The sequence below is a fragment of the Thermomonas sp. XSG genome, from assembly GCF_014678725.1.
GTDB lineage: Bacteria > Pseudomonadota > Gammaproteobacteria > Xanthomonadales > Xanthomonadaceae > Thermomonas.
On the sequence record NZ_CP061497.1, the window covers coordinates 2991684 to 3007777 of the forward strand.

A 16094-nucleotide genomic window follows, 5' to 3' on the forward strand; every position below is an offset into this window, starting at 1 on the left:
GAGCTGGCGCCCTGCGCGCGGTTGTCCGGGGCGGCGCTCATCGCGGCGATTTCCCGTCATCCAGCGACGGATCCACGGCAACCGTGGCCAGCTGGGGCATCGGGCCGTGCGAAGGGTGCCAGCGGCGCAGCTGGAATACGTAGGAGAGCACCTGGGCGACGGCGGCGTAGAGCTGCACGGGGATTTCCTGGTCGAGCTTGGCGTTGCGATACAAGGCGCGTGCCAGCGGCGGCGCCGCGACTGTCGCCACCCGGTGGGCGTTGCCGATCTCGCGGATCTTCAGCGCGATCTCGTCCACCCCCATCGCCACCACCTTGGGCGCCCGCATCTTGCCGGCTTCATACTTCAGCGCCACCGCGTAGTGGGTGGGGTTGGTGACGATCACGTCGGCCTCGGGTACCGCCTCCATCATCCGCCGCTGCGACATCTGCCGGGCCAGCTGGCGGACCTTGCCCTTGACCTCCGGGTTGCCCTCGTTTTCCTTGTGCTCGTCGCGCAGCTCCTGCTTGGTCATCTTCAGCTTCTGGCGCCAGTTCCAGTGCTGGTAGGGCACGTCGGCGGCGGCCAGCAGGCCCATCGCCCCGACCACCGCGACCAGCACGTGCAGCATGAAGCCCATGCCTTCGGACACCGCCGCCTCCAGCGGCATCTTCTGCAACTGCGGGATGAAGCGCAGCGCGCGGTGCACGGCCCAGGCGCCGATGGCGCCGATGATCAGGATGCGCAGGATCTGCCGGACCAGCTCGGCCGCACCTTCTTGGCCGTAGGTGCGGCGCAGCCAGGCCATCGGGCTGAGACGGTCGAAATTGGGCTGCAGCGCCTGGTTGCTGAATACGATGCCGCCCATCGCCAGCGGCGCGATGAAGCAGGCCAGCAGCGCCACAGTGAGCAGCGGCAGTACCGGCAGCGCGGCACCGGCCACCAGCAGGGCTGCGTATTTGGGCAGACGGTCGGCGTGGCCGATCAGCGTGGGGTCGAAGCTCAGCGCGCCGCGCATCCAGCCCAGCGAGGTGCGCGCCATGTAGCCGCTGCTGGCCAGGATCGCGACCGCGGTCGCGCCCAGCACCGCAACATTGGCCAGCTCGCGCGAGCGCGGCACGTCCCCGCGTTCGCGGGCTTCGCGCAGGCGTTTGGGACTGGGGGCTTCTGTCCGGTCCTCGCGATCCGCCGACTCACTCATTCCGACTCAACCCGTGATGGCGCGGGCGGCCTCGAATGCCTGCCCGAACAACGCCTCAACAGGAGGAAGCAATTCCCGTACCAGCACCATCAGCAGGAGCAGCCCGACCAGCAGCGCCAGCGGCATGCCGATCTGGATGGGATTGAACTGCGGCGCGGCGCGGGAGAGCACGCCGACCACGATGTTCACCGCCAGCATCGCCACCGTGACCGGCAGCGACAGCAGCACGGCGGTGCGCAGTACGGTAGGGAAAAATCCGGGAACCACCGCCAGGAACGCCGCAAAATCGGCGAATGGGGCGCCAATGGGCTGTGCCCGGTAGCTGTCGGCCAGCAACTTGAACAATGCCAGATGGGCATCGAGCGTGAAGAAGATCAGTCCGAAGCACAGGTAGAACCACAGCGACAGCACCGACATCTGGCTCTGGTTGGCGGGGTCGGCCATGGTGGCGAACGACAGCGCCATGTCCTGCGAGATGAACTGGCCGGCCAGGATGCCGACCTCGAAGGCCAGCCGCAGGACCATCCCGATGGCGATGCCGATGGCGAATTCACGCAGCACGTTGAGTGCCGTCAGCGCGTCCACCGCCGCCGGTGGCGGCACCGGCAGCATCCCGGACAGCGCCGCCGACACCGCCAGGGTGATGATCAGGCGTGCCCGCGCCGGCATGCCGCGGCCGCCGATGAAGGGCAGCACCTGCAGGGCAGCACCGATCCGGATCGCGTGCCACAGCACCGTGCCCAGCATCGCGAACAGGTTGACGCCCTGCGCGCTGATGAAGGTGATGTCGTCCATGCCCCGGGTGTCAGCCGATCAGGTGCGGGATCTGCTGGAACAGCTCGGTGGTGAACGACACCAGCCGTCCCAGCAGGAAGTTGCCCATCAGCGCCACCACCGCCACCAGCGCGATGACCTTGGCCACGAACGCCACGGTGGGCTCGTTGATCGAGGTGGCGGCCTGCAGGATGCCCACCACCACGCCGGTGGCCAGCACCGCCAGCAGCAGCGGCATGGCCAGCAGCAGGGCCATGTACAGCCCTTGGGCCAGCTGGGTGAGGGCGGTTTCCGGACTCATCGGCGGGCCACGTCAGATCGTGTTGAAACTGCCGGCCAGGGCGCCGACCACCAGCACCCAGCCGTCCACCAGCACGAACAGCAGGATCTTGAACGGCGCCGAGATCAGCATCGGGGAGAGCATCATCATGCCCATCGACATCAGCACGCTGGCCACCACCAGGTCGATGATCACGAACGGGATGTAGATCAGGAACGCGATCTCGAACGCGGTCTTCAGCTCGCTGGTGAGGAAGGACGCGGCCAGCACCCCGAACGGCACGTCCTGCGGCGTGGCGTAGGGTCCCGTGTTGGACAGGTTGGCGAAGGTCATCAGGTCGTTTTCGCGCACCTGCGCCAGCATGAAGGCGCGGAACGGCCCCGATGCCGCCTCCCAGGCGGTGCGGAAGTCCATCTGCTTGTCGAGATAGGGCGCGATGCCCGCGTTCCACGACTGGTCGAACACCGGCTGCATCACCATCGCGGTGAGGAACAGCGCCAGCGCCAGCAGGACCTGGTTGGACGGCGCCTGGCCGGTGCCCAGCGCCTGCCGCAGCAGGCTGAGCACGATGATGATGCGGGTGAACGCGGTCACCCCCAGCAGCAGCGCCGGCAGCAGGGTGATGCTGGTCATCAGCAGCAACACCTGCATCGGCATGCTGACCGGCTGGTTGCCGATCTGGCCGACGTTCACCGCCGGCAGCGACGGTGAAGCAGGTGCGGCCGCCGGCGCCGCCTGGACGGCTTGGGCAGCCTGTGCGAATGCGTCACCCGCGAACAGGCAGCAGACCAGTGCGCACAGGACCAGCAGCGTGCGCGGGCGGGGCAGGGACAGGGTCATGCCGGCTTTTTCCCGAGGCGTTGCGCCAGCAGTTGTGCGAACGGCGTCGGCTGCGCGGGGGCGTCGTCAGCGAGCGGGGTTTCCAGGGTGTGCAGCAACCGGGTGCCGCCGGCGCCGGTGCCGAGCAGCAGCTGGGTGCCGCCCACCTCCACCACCACCAAGCGCTCGCGCGTGCCCAGCGCCAGCGAGCGCACCACACGCAGGCCGCCGTTGCCGCGCAAGCCGGTCATGCCTGGCATCCGCCGTGCCAGCCAGGCCAGTCCGAAGATCAGGCCCAGTACCAGCGCCAGCGCGAACAGGGTGCCACCGATGCTGCCGGCCACGCTGGGCGGGGCGGCATGCGCGGGCTGCTGGACGCCTGCAATGGCCTTGGTCGGGCGCGCCGGGATGCCGGCGATGGTCTTTGCTGTCGCGACCGGTGCCGCCACGTCGGTACCGGCCGGGGCCGCTTGCGCATGCGTCGCAGTGGCTGCGCCTGGCGCCTGCGCCAGCTGCCCACTCGGGGAGGCGGCATTGGCCGGGGCGCTGGCGTCCTGCGCGGGAGCGGCGCCCGTGGGCGCGGGCCGCGACGCGTTCTGCGCAGGTGTGCTGCCGGGAAGTGCGGTGTTGTCCATCGGCTCAGCGCAGGCGCTTGATGCGCTCGCTCGGGCTGACCACGTCGGTCAGGCGGACACCGAAGCGGTCGTTGACCACCACCACCTCGCCCTGGGCGATCAGGGTGTCGTTGACGTAGACGTCCAGTGGTTCCCCGGCGGCGCGTTCCAGCTCCACCACCGAACCCTGGTTGAGCTGCAGCAGGTTGCGGATCGGGATGCGGGCATGTCCGACCACCAGTGACAGGGTCACCGGCACGTCGAGGATGACATCGAGGTTGAGGTCGACCTTCGGGCCGCTGTTGGCATTGGGATCGGTGGCGGTTCCGGCGGTCAGGGCCTCGAAGGCGGCAAGCTGGGCAGCTTCGTCGATGGATGTCATAGCGTCGGTACCGGAGTCTGTGGGGAGCGGGGGGCGTGTACGTCGGTGATCTTCACCGCGTTCCTGCCGTTGTGGACGCCGAATTCGCCGGTGAACAGCGGCAGGTGTTCGACATGCACGGGGATCTCGGGCTTGAGATCGATCGGGATCACGTCGCCGACCTTGAGCTTGCTGAGCTCGCGCAGGCTGATCTGGCGGGTGGCGAGGGTGCTCTTCACGTCCACCGCCACGTCCTGCAGCTGCGCGTGCAGCGCGCTGGTCCAGTTCTCGTCCTTCTCGACGCGGTCGCTCTGCACGCCGGCGTCGAGCTGCTCGCGGATCGGTTCCAGCATCGACCACGGCAGCGCCAGGTGCAGCTCGCCGCCACCGCCTTCCAGTTCGACGTGGAAACGGCAGACCACGATGTACTCGCGCGGACTGATGATGTTGGCGAAGTGCGGATTGACCTCGGAGTTCATGTACTCGAACTCCACGTTCATCACCGGCGCCCAGGCCTCGGCGAAGTCCGAGAAGGTCTGCTTGAGCAGCAGCTGGATCACCCGCATCTCGGTGGGGGTGAACTCGCGGCCCTCGATGCGGGTGTGGTACTTGCCGTTGCCGCCGAAGAAATTGTCGACCACGGTGAACACCAGGCGCGGCTCGAACATCACGATGCCGGTGCCGCGCAGCGGCTTCATCTTCACCAGGTTGATGTTGGTGGGGACCTGCAGCGAATGCATGTATTCGCCGAAGCGGATCATGTCGATGCCGCGCACCGACAGGTCGGCGGAGCGACGCAGCAGGTTGAACAGGCCGATCCGCCAGGTCCGTGCGAAGCGTTCGTTGATCATCTCCAGGGTCGGCAGGCGACCGCGGATGATCCGCTCCTGGGTGGCGAAATCGTAGGTCCGCGCCTCGCCCGGGGCGGGCGGTGGCTCGACGTCGACCGCGCCCGAATCCACCCCGTGGAGGAGGGCGTCGATCTCGTCCTGGCTGAGCAGGTCGGTGGTCATCGGGCTGGTCCGCCTACTGGATCACGATGCTGGTGAACAACAGTGCGTCCACCTGGTTGGCCGCATGCTGCGCCTTGAGGGTCTTCTTGACCTCGGCCAGCGCTTGCGCCTGCAGCTGTTCCTTGCCGTTGCGGCCGGTCAGCTGCTGCGAGGTCTGCTGGCCGAACAGCAGCAGCAGCTTGTTGCGGATGATCGGGGTGTGCAGCGCCACCGCCGCGGCGGTGTCCCCATCCCGGGTCTGCAGTTGCACGTCCGCCTGCAGGTAGCGCGCGCCGCCCTCGTCGGCCAGGTTGACCACGAAGGCCGGTTCCAGCGCGATGTACTGGGCAGGGCCTGTCGGCTTGGCACCGGCAGGGGCGGCGGGCTTCAGGAACCACAGCGCCGCGGCGGCACCGGCGCCGATGATCGCCACCAGGGCCAGGACGATGAACAGCATCTTCTTCGGCTTGCTCTTCGGCAGTGGCGCTTCAGGCGCGGCGGCGCCGGGCTTGGCAGTCGGAGTTCTGGCAGGTGCTGCTGGCACGGATCGGTCCATCCTTGAGCGGGCTATGCCCGACATGGTGCAAATCGCGTGCCGGCAATGCAATGGTCAATGCTGCCGGACTGCCTGCGCGGCGGGCATGGCAAGCGCTCAACGCCAGCCACGGGGCGTATGCGCGGCTTGGCGGTGCCTGTGATCAGGCGTAGACGTCGAGCAGTCCGCGGCCGCGACGGAAATCCGGCGGCAGCGGCGAACCGGCCTCCTCCGGCAGGGTCAAACCGCTGCCCTGGCCCGGCTGCGGCAGGCCGTCGCCGGACTGGCGCTGGCCGCCCTGGCCCTGGCCGACGCCGGCATGGGCCAGCTGCAGGCCGTGCTGGCCGAGCATTTCGCGCAGCCGCGGCAGGCTGGCTTCCAGCGCCTGCCGGACTTCCGGCTGGGTGCTGTGGAACTCCGCGCGCACGTTGTTGCCGTCCATCTGCAGGCGGATGTCGATGGCGCCCAGGTGCTCGGGGACCACCCGGATCTCGGCCTGGCCGATGCGTTGCCCGGCCAGCCAAGTCACGTGGCCGCTGAAGCCGTCGTCATAGCCGTTGGCGGGGTCGGCCGGCTGTGTCAGTACCGGTGCCGCGAGCGGCGCGGCTGGCGTGCTGGCCGGTTGAACCCCGGCCAGCGACTGCAGCGCGTTGATCGGGCCGGTGGCGGATGCCGCCGCAGGCGCCTCGATGGGGGTAGCGGCCTGTTCCGCGACGGGCAATACGAAGCCCGGCAGCGACGCATCGGCGCCCGCTGCCTGGTGGGCGAAGCCCGGCTGCGACAGGGCGGAGCGCGCGGCGTGCGCGGCCGGCAGGCCAGTGTCGGGCGCGGTGTCCGCCGGCAGGCCGGTCGTGGGAGAGGTGGTGGTTGCGGGCGCTGGCATGGTGATATCGGCGCCAACCAAGCCCACGCCCAGACCCGGTTGGCTGGCCGCCAGTACGGCCAGCGGCCGCGAGGCGGTGTCGGCAGCGGCGTTCGTCGTGGGCGTTGGCAGGACGGGCGCAGCCACCGGCAGCACTGCCACTTGCGGCGTTTGCGGCATCTGCGCCAATACGCTCAGCAGCGGATCGGCGGCAGGCGTTTCTTCCGGCCGTTCGCTGGTAGCGGGGCGGGTGGTGGCCGGCAGCACGCCAGCCAGCGAAATCGCGGCCGCTTCCGACTGCTCGCCCAGCAGCAGGTCGAACAGCAGGCTGGGGTTGCCGGCCGGGGTGCCGGGCGCGTCCTGCGCGGCAGTGCCCGCAGGGGGGGCGGTGGTGGCCGTTGCCGCCAGTACCGCGGCGGCGGGCGCAGCCGCAGCGGTCGGCAGCGGCAGGCTGGCGGTTTCGCCCATCATGGTTCGCTGCCTTCCTGCGCCACGCGGACGCGGCGCGCGCCCAGGTCGTCCAGCTCGCGCTGCTCGCGGCGGTCGGCCACGCGCAGTTCCTCCGCGCGATAGCTGGCGGCCAGCTGCTCCAGCACCTTGTTGTCGCGGCTGGCCAGCATCAGCCGGGCGCGCTCGACTTCGCAGTTCTGGCGGGAGGTATCGACCACCTGCGCCTGCTGCTGCAGGGCGGTATCGAGTTTGGCGCGGAACGCCACGTGGTTGGCCAGCATGGCCGGTGCCAGCGTGCCGCCGGACGGCGCGACGCTGTAGGAGTCGGCGTACTCCTTCAGCGTGTCGAGGCGCTGCTGCTGTTCGGCCAGCGTCTTGTCGCGCTCGGCCAGCATCTTCGCCACCGTGTCCTGGCGCTGCTGGGTGACCCGGAGGAGGGGGTTCAGTCGTTGCGAACGGGTCATAGGGCGATCTCCGGAGCGCCGTCGAGCAGACGGGCGAGGGCATTGCGACTGGCTTCGACGTCCGCCGATTCGGCGACATCCTGGCCAAGGAACTGGAGGATCTGCGGCCACAATGCAAGGGCGTCATCGACTACCGGGTCGTTGCCGCGCTGGTAGGCGCCGATGGCGATCAGGTCGCGCTGGGCGTTGTAGGCGGCCATCAGCTGCTTGAGGCGGCGGATGCGGCCGCGCCAAGCCGGATCGGTGATGTCCTGCATCACGCGGCTGACCGAGACCTCCACGTCGATGGCCGGGTACAGGCCGGCGTCGGCGATCCGGCGGGTGAGCACGATGTGGCCGTCGAGGATGGCGCGGGCGGCGTCGGCGATTGGCTCCTGCTGGTCGTCGCCCTCGGTCAGCACGGTGTAGAAGGCGGTGATCGAGCCGCGGCCGTCGGCGCCGTTGCCGGCGCGTTCCACCAGCGCCGGCAGGCGTGCGAATACCGACGGCGGGTAGCCGCGGGTGGTCGGCGGTTCGCCGACCGACAGGCCGATCTCGCGCTGGGCGTGGGCGAAGCGGGTCAGGGAGTCCATGAGCAGGAGCACATGCAAGCCCTGGTCCCGGAACCATTCGGCGATGGCGGTGGCGCGCAGGGCGCCGTGCAGGCGTGCCAGCGGCGGCCGGTCGGCCGGGGCGGCCACCACGACCGAACGGCGCAGGCCCTCGGGTCCGAGGGTGCTTTCGACGAAATCGCGCACTTCGCGGCCGCGTTCGCCGATCAGGCCGACCACGATCACGTCGGCGGCGGTGTAGCGGGTCATCATCCCCAGCAGCGTCGATTTACCGACGCCGGAGCCGGCGAACAGGCCGACGCGTTGGCCGCGGCCGATCGGCAGCAGGGCGTTGATGGCGCGCACGCCGACGTCCAGCGAGCGGGTGATCGGCTCGCGCATCAGCGGGTTGATCTGGACGCCCGACAGACCGACGAAATCCTCGGCGCGCAGCGGCGGGCGGCCATCCAGCGGCACGCCGTCGCTGTCGATGACGCGGCCCAGCAGGCCTTCGCCCACCGCCACCTCGCCACGGCTGGAGCCGGTGATGACGCGTGCGTTGGGCAGCAGGCCGGACAGGTCGGAGGTGGGCATCAGGAAGGTGCGATCGCCGGCGAAGCCGACCACTTCGGCGTCCACCCAGCGGCCGCCGCTGCTTTCCACGCTGCAGCGCGATCCCAATGGGGCCTCGCAGCCGGTGGCCTCCAATGTCAGGCCAACGGCGCGGCGCAGTACGCCTTCGCGGACCATGCCCATGGCCGGAATGCGCTCGGTGTCCATGCCGCGCAACCGCATCGCCAGCCGCAGGCTGCGTGCTTCGTCCCATTGTGCGGCGGCAATGCTCATCGGCTGCTTCCCGCGGGGCTGCGTTTGGCGTCCTGCAATGAATCGCGACGGACGTCACGGTTCTCCATGCCTATCCAGCGCTTTTTCGCGCAAAAGATCAAGGGCCTTGCGCACCGGTTCACGCGCCGGCTCCGGCGATGATCCGCTGCAGGGTGGCGTTGAGCCGGGCAGACAGACTGCCGTCGATGCGCACGCTGTCGGCATGCAGGCGCAGGTCGCCGCGGGCAAGGGTGGTATCGCCGCTCAGGCGCACGCCCTGCAGTGACAGCAGCTGTGGGCTGAGCATGGCCAGGTCGTCCGGATGCAGGCGCAGTTCCACCTGGCGCTGGTCGCTGCCGGCCAGCTCCAACGCTTCGCGCACCAGCGCCTCCAACAGCGCCGGCTCAACCGCATAGCTGCGGCGCAGCAGGGTGCCGGCGATGCGTACGGCGAGATCGCCAAGCGCATCGCCGACTTCACCATCCAGCCGCGCCAGCGGCCGGGTGAACGCGTCGAGGATGCCTTCCATCTGCGCGGCGATGCGACGCACCTCGGCCTGGCCCGCGGCCACCCCTTCCGCGTGCCCGCGGGCATAGCCCTCCGCGTGCGCCGCCTCCTCGATGGCCTGCAGTTCCTCCACGCTGGGCATGTGCCGCAGCGGCTCCTGCGGCGGCGGGGGCGGCGGCGGTGCGAGTTCCGGCGCGGCCCAGCGCACGGTGTTGCTCATACGAAGACCTCGGCCTTCACGGCCAGCTGGATGGTTCCGTCTTCGGCCATCTTGCGGACGATGGCGAGGATTTCCTTCTGCGCGGCTTCGACCTCGGCCAGGCGCACCGGCCCGCGGGCTTCCATGTCCTCGACCAGCATCTCTGCGGCGCGCTGGGACATGTTGGCGGCGATCTTGTCCTTGACCTTGGTGTCGGCGCCGCGCAGGGCCAGCGCCAGCCGGTCGGCCGGGACCTCGCGCAGGACCGACTGCATGGCGCGATCGTCGATCTCGGCGAGGTTGTCGAACACGAACATATGGTCGCGGATGCTGGCGGTCAGCGTTTCGTCGATCTGCGCGATGGTGCCGAGGATGACCTCGTCCTGGCCGCTGTCCATGAAGTTGAGGATATTGGCCGCCACCTTGACGCCGCCGATGGAGGAGGACTTGAGGTTCTGGTTGCCTGCGAACTGCTTGGCCATCACGTCGTTCAGTTCATTGAGCGCGTGCGGCGGGATGCCGTCCAGGGTGGCGATACGGATCAGCACGTCGGCGCGGGTGCGCTCCGGCAGGAACTTCAGCGCGTCCGCGCCCTGGTCCGGGTCCAGGTGCGACAGCACGATGGCGATGATCTGGGGGTGTTCGTTGCGCACCAGGTCGGCGATGGCCCGGGGCTCCATCCACTTCAGGGTGTCCAGGCCGGTGGTGTTGCGGCCCAGCAGGATGCGGTCGATCAGGCTGCTGGCGCGCTCCTCGCCCAGCGCCTGCACCAGCACGCTGCGGACGTACTCGTCGGCGCCGCTGCCGATATTGGGTTGCTCCAGGGTGTCCACGAAGTCGTCGATCACCTTCTCGACGTCCTGCCGGGACACGCCGCCGACCGAGGTCATGGCCACGCCCAGCTTCTGCACTTCCTTGGCGCCCATGTGCTTGAGCACCTCGGCGGCCTGCTGCTCGCCCAGCGACAGCAGGATGACGGCGGCGCGCTGGACGCCGGTCAGGGTGTAGTCACTCATCGGCATTCACCAGGTCGCGCACCACCGAGGCGACGCGCTTGGAATCGGTGGTGACGGCATCGCGCGCCACCTGCACCTTGGCTTCGAAATCGCGGCGCTTGGCGACGCGTTCCTGGGTGAGCGCCGGGGTCACCGGCTGGTCGTCGTGGTCGAGCATCTCGGTGACCTCGGCTTGCTGCGGCTCATGCTTGACCAGCACCTTCGGCGTGGTGAGCGCCCGGAAGGCGGGGCGCAGCACGAACCACACCACCGCCAGCACCGCCAGGCCGCCCAGCAGGGTGCGCAGCAGGTCGCGGGCGCGCGGGTTTTCCCAGAACGGCGCCGGCTCCGTCGCCACTTCAGGCTGTCGCGCGAAGGGCGAATTGACCACGGTGACCACGTCGCCGCGCTGGGCATCGAAACCGATTGCCTGCTGCACCAGCGACTGGATGCGTTGGACTTCCTGGGCATTGAGCGCCCGCTCGGTGGGCTTGCCGTTCTTGCCGGGGGCGCCGGCGAGGTTGTCCACCAGCACCGCGGCGGTAACCCGGCTGATGCGCCCGGGCGCCTGCCGGGTATGGGTCAGGGTGCGGTCGATCTCGTAGTTGCGCACCGAGCTGCGGCTGCCGTTGCCGGTCGCGGCGGTGGCCTGCGCGGCGTTTGCGGTGCCCGCCGCGCCGGCGGCGTTGGGATCCGGATTCGCAGCGGCAGTGGCGGCCGGGGTGTTGCTGGCGCTGCCGGGAACGCCCTGCGGGGGATTCGCCGCCGCGAGGTTGCCGGATTCGGACAGTTGCTCGCTGCGCACGATCGCGGGGTCCGGGCCGTACTTCTCGCTGGCCTGTTCGGTCTGGCTGAAATCCATGTCCACGCTCACTTCTGCGCGGACCCGGCCGGGGCCGGTCATCGGCTCCAGCAACTCCTGGATGCGGCGCACGAACACCGCTTCCTGGCGACGCTGGCGCTCGAACTGCTTGGCACTGATGGCGGCGTCGCTGTCGGGGTCGGGGTTGGACAGCAGGCGGCCGAACTGGTCCACCACGGTGACGTTGCTGGCCGGCAGGCCGGGGATGGAGGAGGACACCAGATGGACGATGGCGTCCACCTGACCCTGCTCGAGGCTGGCGCCGCTCTGCAGCTGCAGCACCACCGAGGCACTGGCCGGATCCTTGTTGCGGGTGAACGCGGACGGCTTGGGCATGGCCAGATGCACCCGCGCCTCACGGACCGGGCGCAGGTTGGAGATGGTGCGGGCCAGCTCCGTTTCCAGCGCGTGCTGGTAGCGCGCGTTTTCCACGAACTGGCTGGTGCCGAAACCCTGATCGCCCTCCATCGCGGCGAACCCACGGTCCTCGCCCGCGCCGATGCCGCCGGCTGCCAGCGCCATGCGTGCCTCGCCGATGCGGTCTTCCGGCACGGACAGCGCGCCGGTGGTCGGGTCGATCTTGAACGGCACCTGCGCAGTGCGCAGCACGTCGCGCGCCTCGCCGGCGGTCTTGACGTCCAGCCCCGGCAGCGGCGCGTAGGTCGGCTTCTGGGTCCAGAAGAACAGCCACAGGCCCAGCGCGATGGCGGCCGCGGTCACGCCTAGGGTCAGCAGCTGCCGCACCATCGGGATGTCCTGCAGGCGTCCCAGGTTCTTCAGGCCTTCGGTGGTCTTGGGAAGTGCGATGGCGCTCATGGCTGGCGGGATTCTGGCTGGAAGGGGTGTTTAGCGGCGGAGGGGGGTCGGGCGCACAGTGCCGGCGCCGGCAGTCACGCGGGTCAGACCGGCATGTTCATGACGTCCTGGTAAGCCTGGACCAGTCGGTTGCGCACTTCCACCGCCGCCTTGAACGCGACCTGGGACTGCTGCATCGCCACCATCACCCGGGCAAGATCGGCCCGGGGATCGCCGATTTCGAACGCATGCTGCAGCGCCCCGGCCTCGTTCTGGGCCTTGCTGACGCCGTCGATGGCGTTGCTGAGGGTTTTCTGGAAATCGGCGCGCCCCGGCTGCCCGGTTTCGATGGCGTTCGACGGGCGGGCGTCGACCGCCGCGGGGTTGCCCAGCGGTCCCTGCGCCCGCGTCTCGTGGGCGCGGATCTGGGAGAGGATCGAGCTGATGGCATCGGTCATCAGGGCAAGGGGACGAGGAAAGCCTGTCGCCTTTCGTGCAAAACCCATGCCGCGGTGCCGTCGGAAAACCGCCGATGGCCGACGGATTTCAATCAATTTCTTTATCTACATGAGGTTGGGAGACAAACTTCGAGCGAAATCACGAATCATCCGCTGACGACCGCACTCCTGAAGTGAATGTGCGTCAAAGGACTGCGATCGGGAAGCTTGCGCCGCCGGGGTCAATTGCCAGGCGGATGGCGGACCCGCTCAGGACTCGTGCTGGCTGTCTTCCACCGGGGTTTCGCTGCCGCGCCCGATCCCGTACTTGCGCAGCTTTTCCAGCAGGGTGGTGCGCCGCAGGCCCAGCAACGGGGCCGCGTGGGCGACCACCCCGCCGCTTTGCTGCAGGGCCTGGCGGATCAGTTCGTTCTCGATTTCGGCGATGTGCTGGCGCAGGTCCAGGCCGCCCGCCGGCAGCGATACCAGTGGTGACAGGGTGGTCGGATCAGGCGGTGGAGGCGGCAGAGGCGGTGCGGGCGCAGGCGGCGGTTGCAACGGCGGCAGCTGGTCTTCGCGAGCCGGGGCCGCGTCGCGCAGCATGTCCTCCGGAACTGCCGCGCGGTAGCGGGCGGGCAGGTCGCCGATGCCTACCCGGCCTTCCGGATGCAGTACCGCCAGTCGTTCCAGCAGGTTGCTGAGCTCGCGGACGTTGCCCGGCCAGTCGTAATGCTGCAGTGCCGCAACGGCCTCGTCAGTCAGGGCGACCCGGCCGCGCCCGGCTTCGGCCAGCTGGCGGGTGATCGCCGCCACTAGGTCCGGCAGATCGTCGCTGCGTTCGCGCAGCGCCGGCATTTCGATGGGGAAGACGTTGAGCCGGTAGAACAGGTCCTCGCGGAACCTGCCGTCGGCGATATGGGCTTCGAGATTGCGGTGGGTGGCCGCCAGCACGCGCACGTTGCAGGTGATCGGCGGACCGCCGCCGACCCGCTCGAACACGCGTTCCTGCAGCACCCGGAGCAGCTTCACCTGCATCGCCATCGGCATGTCGCCGATCTCGTCGAGCATCAGGGTGCCGCCCTCGGCCATCTCGAAGCGCCCCTTGCGCTGCGTCAGCGCGCCGGTGAACGCACCCTTCTCGTGGCCGAACAGTTCGCTTTCCAGCAGGTCCGGCGGGATCGCGCCGCAGTTGATGGCAACGAAAGGCTTGTCCTTGCGTGGCGAGCGCGCGTGGATGGCGCGCGCGGCAACCTCCTTGCCGGTGCCGGACTCGCCGAGGATGAGCACGGTGGTATCGAAGCGGGCCACCTGGTCAATGAGCCGGTTCAGGCGCAGCACCGCGGGACTGCGCCCGGTGGGGCCGATCTGCGGGACTTCACGCTGCTCGTCGTCGTTCAGGCGCTTGATGCTGGCCCGCCGCAACACGTCCTGCAGCTGGTTGCGCCGGATCGGATAGTCCAGCGTCCAGACCATTTCGGGATGCAGGTGCCGGCGCCAGCCGTCGGCATCGGCCGGCGCGGGCAGGGCGATCACCGGCGGGTGCATGGGCTGTGCCCCCAGCCAGGCGATGAATCCGTCCCAGGCGGCGGCATCGCCTACGTCGCCGGTAATGACCGCCACCCAGTCGGTAGCACGCGCCTTGCCCAGGTCGATATCCGCGGCATCGGCAACGATGCGCGGGGTGAAGTCCATGAAATCCAGCAGCGTTGCCAGCCGCTCGGTACGGGCGTCGTCGCCATCGACCACCAGGATGCGCGATTCACTCATGCGCCAGCCCCGGCCCCTGCCAGGCCTTCCAGCAACGGCAGCACTTCCTGCATGTAGTTGAGCTTGCTGACGAAGGCATCACTGCCGGCCCGCAACGCGTGCTCGCGATGTTCGGTGTCGTCGAAATGGCTGACGATGGCAACGAACGGCGGGGCGTCCTGTGCCTTGATCAGGCGGGTGGCCTGCAATCCACCCATTTCCGGCATGGCCAGGTCCATCAGCACCACGTCGGGACGCAGGGACTCGGAGCGGGCCACCGCTTCGATGCCGTTGGCCGCGGTGCCTGCGATGTCGATCCACGCATGCTTGCGCATGTGCCGGACCACCGCGTTGATGAAGCCCTCGTGGTCATCCACGAGCAGCACCCTGATCGTCTTCAACATCTTCTTCCCCTGCAGAAGATCACCCCAGCCGCGCCATCGGGGCTGGTGCCTGCTCCCGGCGGCGCATCCGCGCCGGCGCGATCGACAGCTGTTCACGATACTTGGCCACGGTGCGCCGCGCCACGCGGATGCCCTGCCGGGCCAGCATCGCGGCGATCACTTCGTCGGCCAGCGGCGCGTGCGCCGGTTCGTCCTCGATCAGGCGCCGGACCATCGCCTTGATCGCCGCACCGGATACCTCCGCGCCCTCCAGCCGCACCGCGAACAGGCGCTTGAGTTCAAGGGTGCCGCGGGGCGTCTGGATGTATTTGCCGGTGGTGATGCGCGACACGGTGGATTCGTGCACCCCGATTTCCTCGGCCACCTCCTTCAGCGTGAGCGGCGCGATGGCCTCCTCGCCCTGTTCCAGGAAGGCCTGCTGGCGCGTGACCAGCGCGCGCGCGGTCTTGAGCAGGGTTTCGTTGCGGATGCCCAGGCTGCGCAGCAGCCAGCGCGCCTCGTCCAGCAGCCCGCGCATGCCGGCGTGACCGGAGGCCTGCTCCGCATGCGCACAGAGGCGCAGGCGCGGGGCGCTGCGGGTGTTCAGGCGTACCTGCCAGCCCCCGCCGGCGCGCCAGGCGATCACGTCCGGCACGATGAAGGCGGGCTCCGGCTCCGGTGGCTGTTCCACCGGGTGCGGTTGCAGCGACAGCACCAGTGACACGGCCGCTGACAGGTCGGCGGCGGATGCCCCCAGCCGTTCGGCGATGGCGGCAAGGTCATGCCGGGCCAATGCGTCCAGCTGCTCGCCGACCATGCGCAGCGCCAGGGTGCGGGTGTCGCTGGCGGGCAGGGCGCGCAGCTGGGCCAGCAGGCACTCACGCGGATCGGCAGCGGCCATGCCGGGCCAGTCGCCGTCCAGCAGCAGGCGCTGGCGCACGGCCATCAGGCTTTCGGCATCGACCTCTGGCAGGGCGTCGCGCAGCTGCGCTGCACCCTGACGTGCCAGTTCCGTTGGTTCACCTTCCAGATAGCCACGGTCGTCGCAACAGTCCAGCCACCAGGCGGCCATGGCCAGGTCATGGGCGTTGCATCGCAGTTGCAGCTGTTGCAACAGGCGCTGGCGCGGGTCGCTGGATTCGCCGGCGGCGATCCGCGTGGTGGCGTCCTCATCCATATCGCCGGTGTAACTGCCGCCGGACAGGAACATCGGTTCCGGGAGCTCGTCCCAGGCGGCGGCTTCCAGCGCGGCGTCATCGCCATCACCGGCGGAAACGGGCTCTTCCTCGTCCGCCTCCTGTTCCAGCAGGGGGTTGCGTTCCAAGACCTGCTGGAGTTCCTGCTCCAGCTGCAGCGAGCTGACCTGCAACAGACGGATCGACTGCAGCAGCTGCGGGGTCAGCGTCATCGACTGCCCCATCTTGGCCTGCAAGCTAGCCTTCATCCCCGGCCCCCGTGGTTCCTGCCCGTGTCGCCATCTGCTG

18 protein-coding genes are annotated in these 16094 nt (G+C 69.2%); all 18 read right to left on the reverse strand.

The window, feature by feature from the left end; translation table 11 throughout:
• Positions 1–37: 37 nt before the first annotated feature.
• The 18 genes from flhB to rpoN all read right to left on the reverse strand — a co-directional run bounded on the left by flhB (position 38) and on the right by rpoN (position 16054).
• Complete coding sequence (gene flhB / locus ICG51_RS14010; protein ID WP_190280926.1) at positions 38–1180, reverse strand: flagellar biosynthesis protein FlhB; 1143 nt, start codon at positions 1178–1180, stop codon at positions 38–40.
• A 6-nt stretch (positions 1181–1186) separates the two neighbouring features.
• Positions 1187–1975: a flagellar biosynthetic protein FliR gene (gene fliR, locus ICG51_RS14015; RefSeq protein ID WP_190280927.1), complete on the reverse strand. Its 789-nt coding sequence runs from the start codon at positions 1973–1975 to the stop codon at positions 1187–1189.
• Between the two features lie 10 nt (positions 1976–1985).
• Positions 1986–2255: a flagellar biosynthetic protein FliQ gene (locus ICG51_RS14020; RefSeq protein WP_190280928.1), complete on the reverse strand. Its 270-nt coding sequence runs from the start codon at positions 2253–2255 to the stop codon at positions 1986–1988.
• Positions 2256–2267: 12 nt separating this feature from the next.
• Positions 2268–3074, reverse strand: a complete 807-nt coding sequence (gene fliP / locus ICG51_RS14025; protein WP_190280929.1) for a flagellar type III secretion system pore protein FliP — start codon at positions 3072–3074, stop codon at positions 2268–2270.
• Positions 3071–3439 (reverse strand): flagellar biosynthetic protein FliO, encoded by a 369-nt coding sequence (fliO, locus tag ICG51_RS14400; RefSeq protein ID WP_223809639.1) that lies wholly within the window; start codon positions 3437–3439, stop codon positions 3071–3073. Before fliO ends, fliP begins: the two co-directional genes overlap by 4 nt.
• Positions 3440–3692: 253 nt before the next feature.
• Entirely contained in the window at positions 3693–4049 is a 357-nt protein-coding gene (gene fliN / locus ICG51_RS14035) for a flagellar motor switch protein FliN (RefSeq protein WP_190280931.1), read from the reverse strand.
• The gene (fliM, locus tag ICG51_RS14040; protein ID WP_190280932.1) at positions 4046–5041 is read right to left on the reverse strand and encodes a flagellar motor switch protein FliM; all 996 of its coding nucleotides are present in this window, start codon (positions 5039–5041) and stop codon (positions 4046–4048) included. The genes fliN and fliM overlap by 4 nt, the downstream gene beginning before the upstream one ends.
• A gap of 13 nt (positions 5042–5054) precedes the next feature.
• On the reverse strand, positions 5055–5564 hold the full coding sequence (locus ICG51_RS14045) for a flagellar basal body-associated FliL family protein (protein ID WP_190280933.1): 510 nt from the start codon (positions 5562–5564) through the stop codon (positions 5055–5057).
• 154 nt (positions 5565–5718) lie between these two features.
• The gene (locus ICG51_RS14050; protein WP_190280934.1) at positions 5719–6888 is read right to left on the reverse strand and encodes a flagellar hook-length control protein FliK; all 1170 of its coding nucleotides are present in this window, start codon (positions 6886–6888) and stop codon (positions 5719–5721) included.
• Positions 6885–7331 carry a flagellar export protein FliJ gene (fliJ, locus tag ICG51_RS14055; protein WP_190280935.1) on the reverse strand — a complete coding sequence of 149 codons (447 nt, stop codon included), beginning with the start codon at positions 7329–7331 and terminating at the stop codon, positions 6885–6887. Before fliJ ends, ICG51_RS14050 begins: the two co-directional genes overlap by 4 nt.
• A complete protein-coding gene (gene fliI / locus ICG51_RS14060; RefSeq protein ID WP_190280936.1) occupies positions 7328–8707 on the reverse strand; it encodes a flagellar protein export ATPase FliI in 1380 nt (459 codons plus the stop codon). The genes fliJ and fliI overlap by 4 nt, the downstream gene beginning before the upstream one ends.
• Positions 8708–8825: 118 nt before the next feature.
• Complete coding sequence (locus ICG51_RS14065) at positions 8826–9413, reverse strand: FliH/SctL family protein (protein ID WP_190280937.1); 588 nt, start codon at positions 9411–9413, stop codon at positions 8826–8828.
• Positions 9410–10393, reverse strand: a complete 984-nt coding sequence (gene fliG, locus ICG51_RS14070; RefSeq protein WP_190282505.1) for a flagellar motor switch protein FliG — start codon at positions 10391–10393, stop codon at positions 9410–9412. The genes ICG51_RS14065 and fliG overlap by 4 nt, the downstream gene beginning before the upstream one ends.
• 7 nt (positions 10394–10400) lie before the next feature.
• Entirely contained in the window at positions 10401–12065 is a 1665-nt protein-coding gene (gene fliF, locus ICG51_RS14075; protein WP_190280938.1) for a flagellar basal-body MS-ring/collar protein FliF, read from the reverse strand.
• 83 nt (positions 12066–12148) lie between these two features.
• The gene (fliE, locus tag ICG51_RS14080) at positions 12149–12502 is read right to left on the reverse strand and encodes a flagellar hook-basal body complex protein FliE (protein ID WP_190280939.1); all 354 of its coding nucleotides are present in this window, start codon (positions 12500–12502) and stop codon (positions 12149–12151) included.
• A 249-nt stretch (positions 12503–12751) separates the two neighbouring features.
• Complete coding sequence (locus ICG51_RS14085) at positions 12752–14248, reverse strand: sigma-54 dependent transcriptional regulator (RefSeq protein ID WP_190280940.1); 1497 nt, start codon at positions 14246–14248, stop codon at positions 12752–12754.
• Entirely contained in the window at positions 14245–14628 is a 384-nt protein-coding gene (locus tag ICG51_RS14090; RefSeq protein WP_190282506.1) for a response regulator transcription factor, read from the reverse strand. The genes ICG51_RS14085 and ICG51_RS14090 overlap by 4 nt, the downstream gene beginning before the upstream one ends.
• A 22-nt stretch (positions 14629–14650) precedes the next feature.
• Positions 14651–16054, reverse strand: a complete 1404-nt coding sequence (gene rpoN, locus ICG51_RS14095; RefSeq protein WP_190280941.1) for an RNA polymerase factor sigma-54 — start codon at positions 16052–16054, stop codon at positions 14651–14653.
• Positions 16055–16094 lie beyond the last annotated feature (40 nt).

Bases quoted from the DNA above. Each gene is read 5' to 3' on its own strand.
- ICG51_RS14085 (WP_190280940.1), bottom strand. From the start codon at position 14,248: ATGAGTGAATCGCGCATCCTGGTGGTCGATGGCGACGACGCCCGTACC.
- fliP (WP_190280929.1), bottom strand. From the start codon at position 3,074: ATGACCCTGTCCCTGCCCCGCCCGCGCACGCTGCTGGTCCTGTGCGCA.
- ICG51_RS14050 (WP_190280934.1), bottom strand. From the start codon at position 6,888: ATGATGGGCGAAACCGCCAGCCTGCCGCTGCCGACCGCTGCGGCTGCG.
- flhB (WP_190280926.1), bottom strand. From the start codon at position 1,180: ATGAGTGAGTCGGCGGATCGCGAGGACCGGACAGAAGCCCCCAGTCCC.
- fliR (WP_190280927.1), bottom strand. From the start codon at position 1,975: ATGGACGACATCACCTTCATCAGCGCGCAGGGCGTCAACCTGTTCGCG.
- fliI (WP_190280936.1), bottom strand. From the start codon at position 8,707: ATGAGCATTGCCGCCGCACAATGGGACGAAGCACGCAGCCTGCGGCTG.
- fliN (WP_190280931.1), bottom strand. From the start codon at position 4,049: ATGACATCCATCGACGAAGCTGCCCAGCTTGCCGCCTTCGAGGCCCTG.
- fliM (WP_190280932.1), bottom strand. From the start codon at position 5,041: ATGACCACCGACCTGCTCAGCCAGGACGAGATCGACGCCCTCCTCCAC.
- fliF (WP_190280938.1), bottom strand. From the start codon at position 12,065: ATGAGCGCCATCGCACTTCCCAAGACCACCGAAGGCCTGAAGAACCTG.
- ICG51_RS14020 (WP_190280928.1), bottom strand. From the start codon at position 2,255: ATGAGTCCGGAAACCGCCCTCACCCAGCTGGCCCAAGGGCTGTACATG.
- fliE (WP_190280939.1), bottom strand. From the start codon at position 12,502: ATGACCGATGCCATCAGCTCGATCCTCTCCCAGATCCGCGCCCACGAG.
- fliJ (WP_190280935.1), bottom strand. From the start codon at position 7,331: ATGACCCGTTCGCAACGACTGAACCCCCTCCTCCGGGTCACCCAGCAG.
- rpoN (WP_190280941.1), bottom strand. From the start codon at position 16,054: ATGAAGGCTAGCTTGCAGGCCAAGATGGGGCAGTCGATGACGCTGACC.
- ICG51_RS14065 (WP_190280937.1), bottom strand. From the start codon at position 9,413: ATGAGCAACACCGTGCGCTGGGCCGCGCCGGAACTCGCACCGCCGCCG.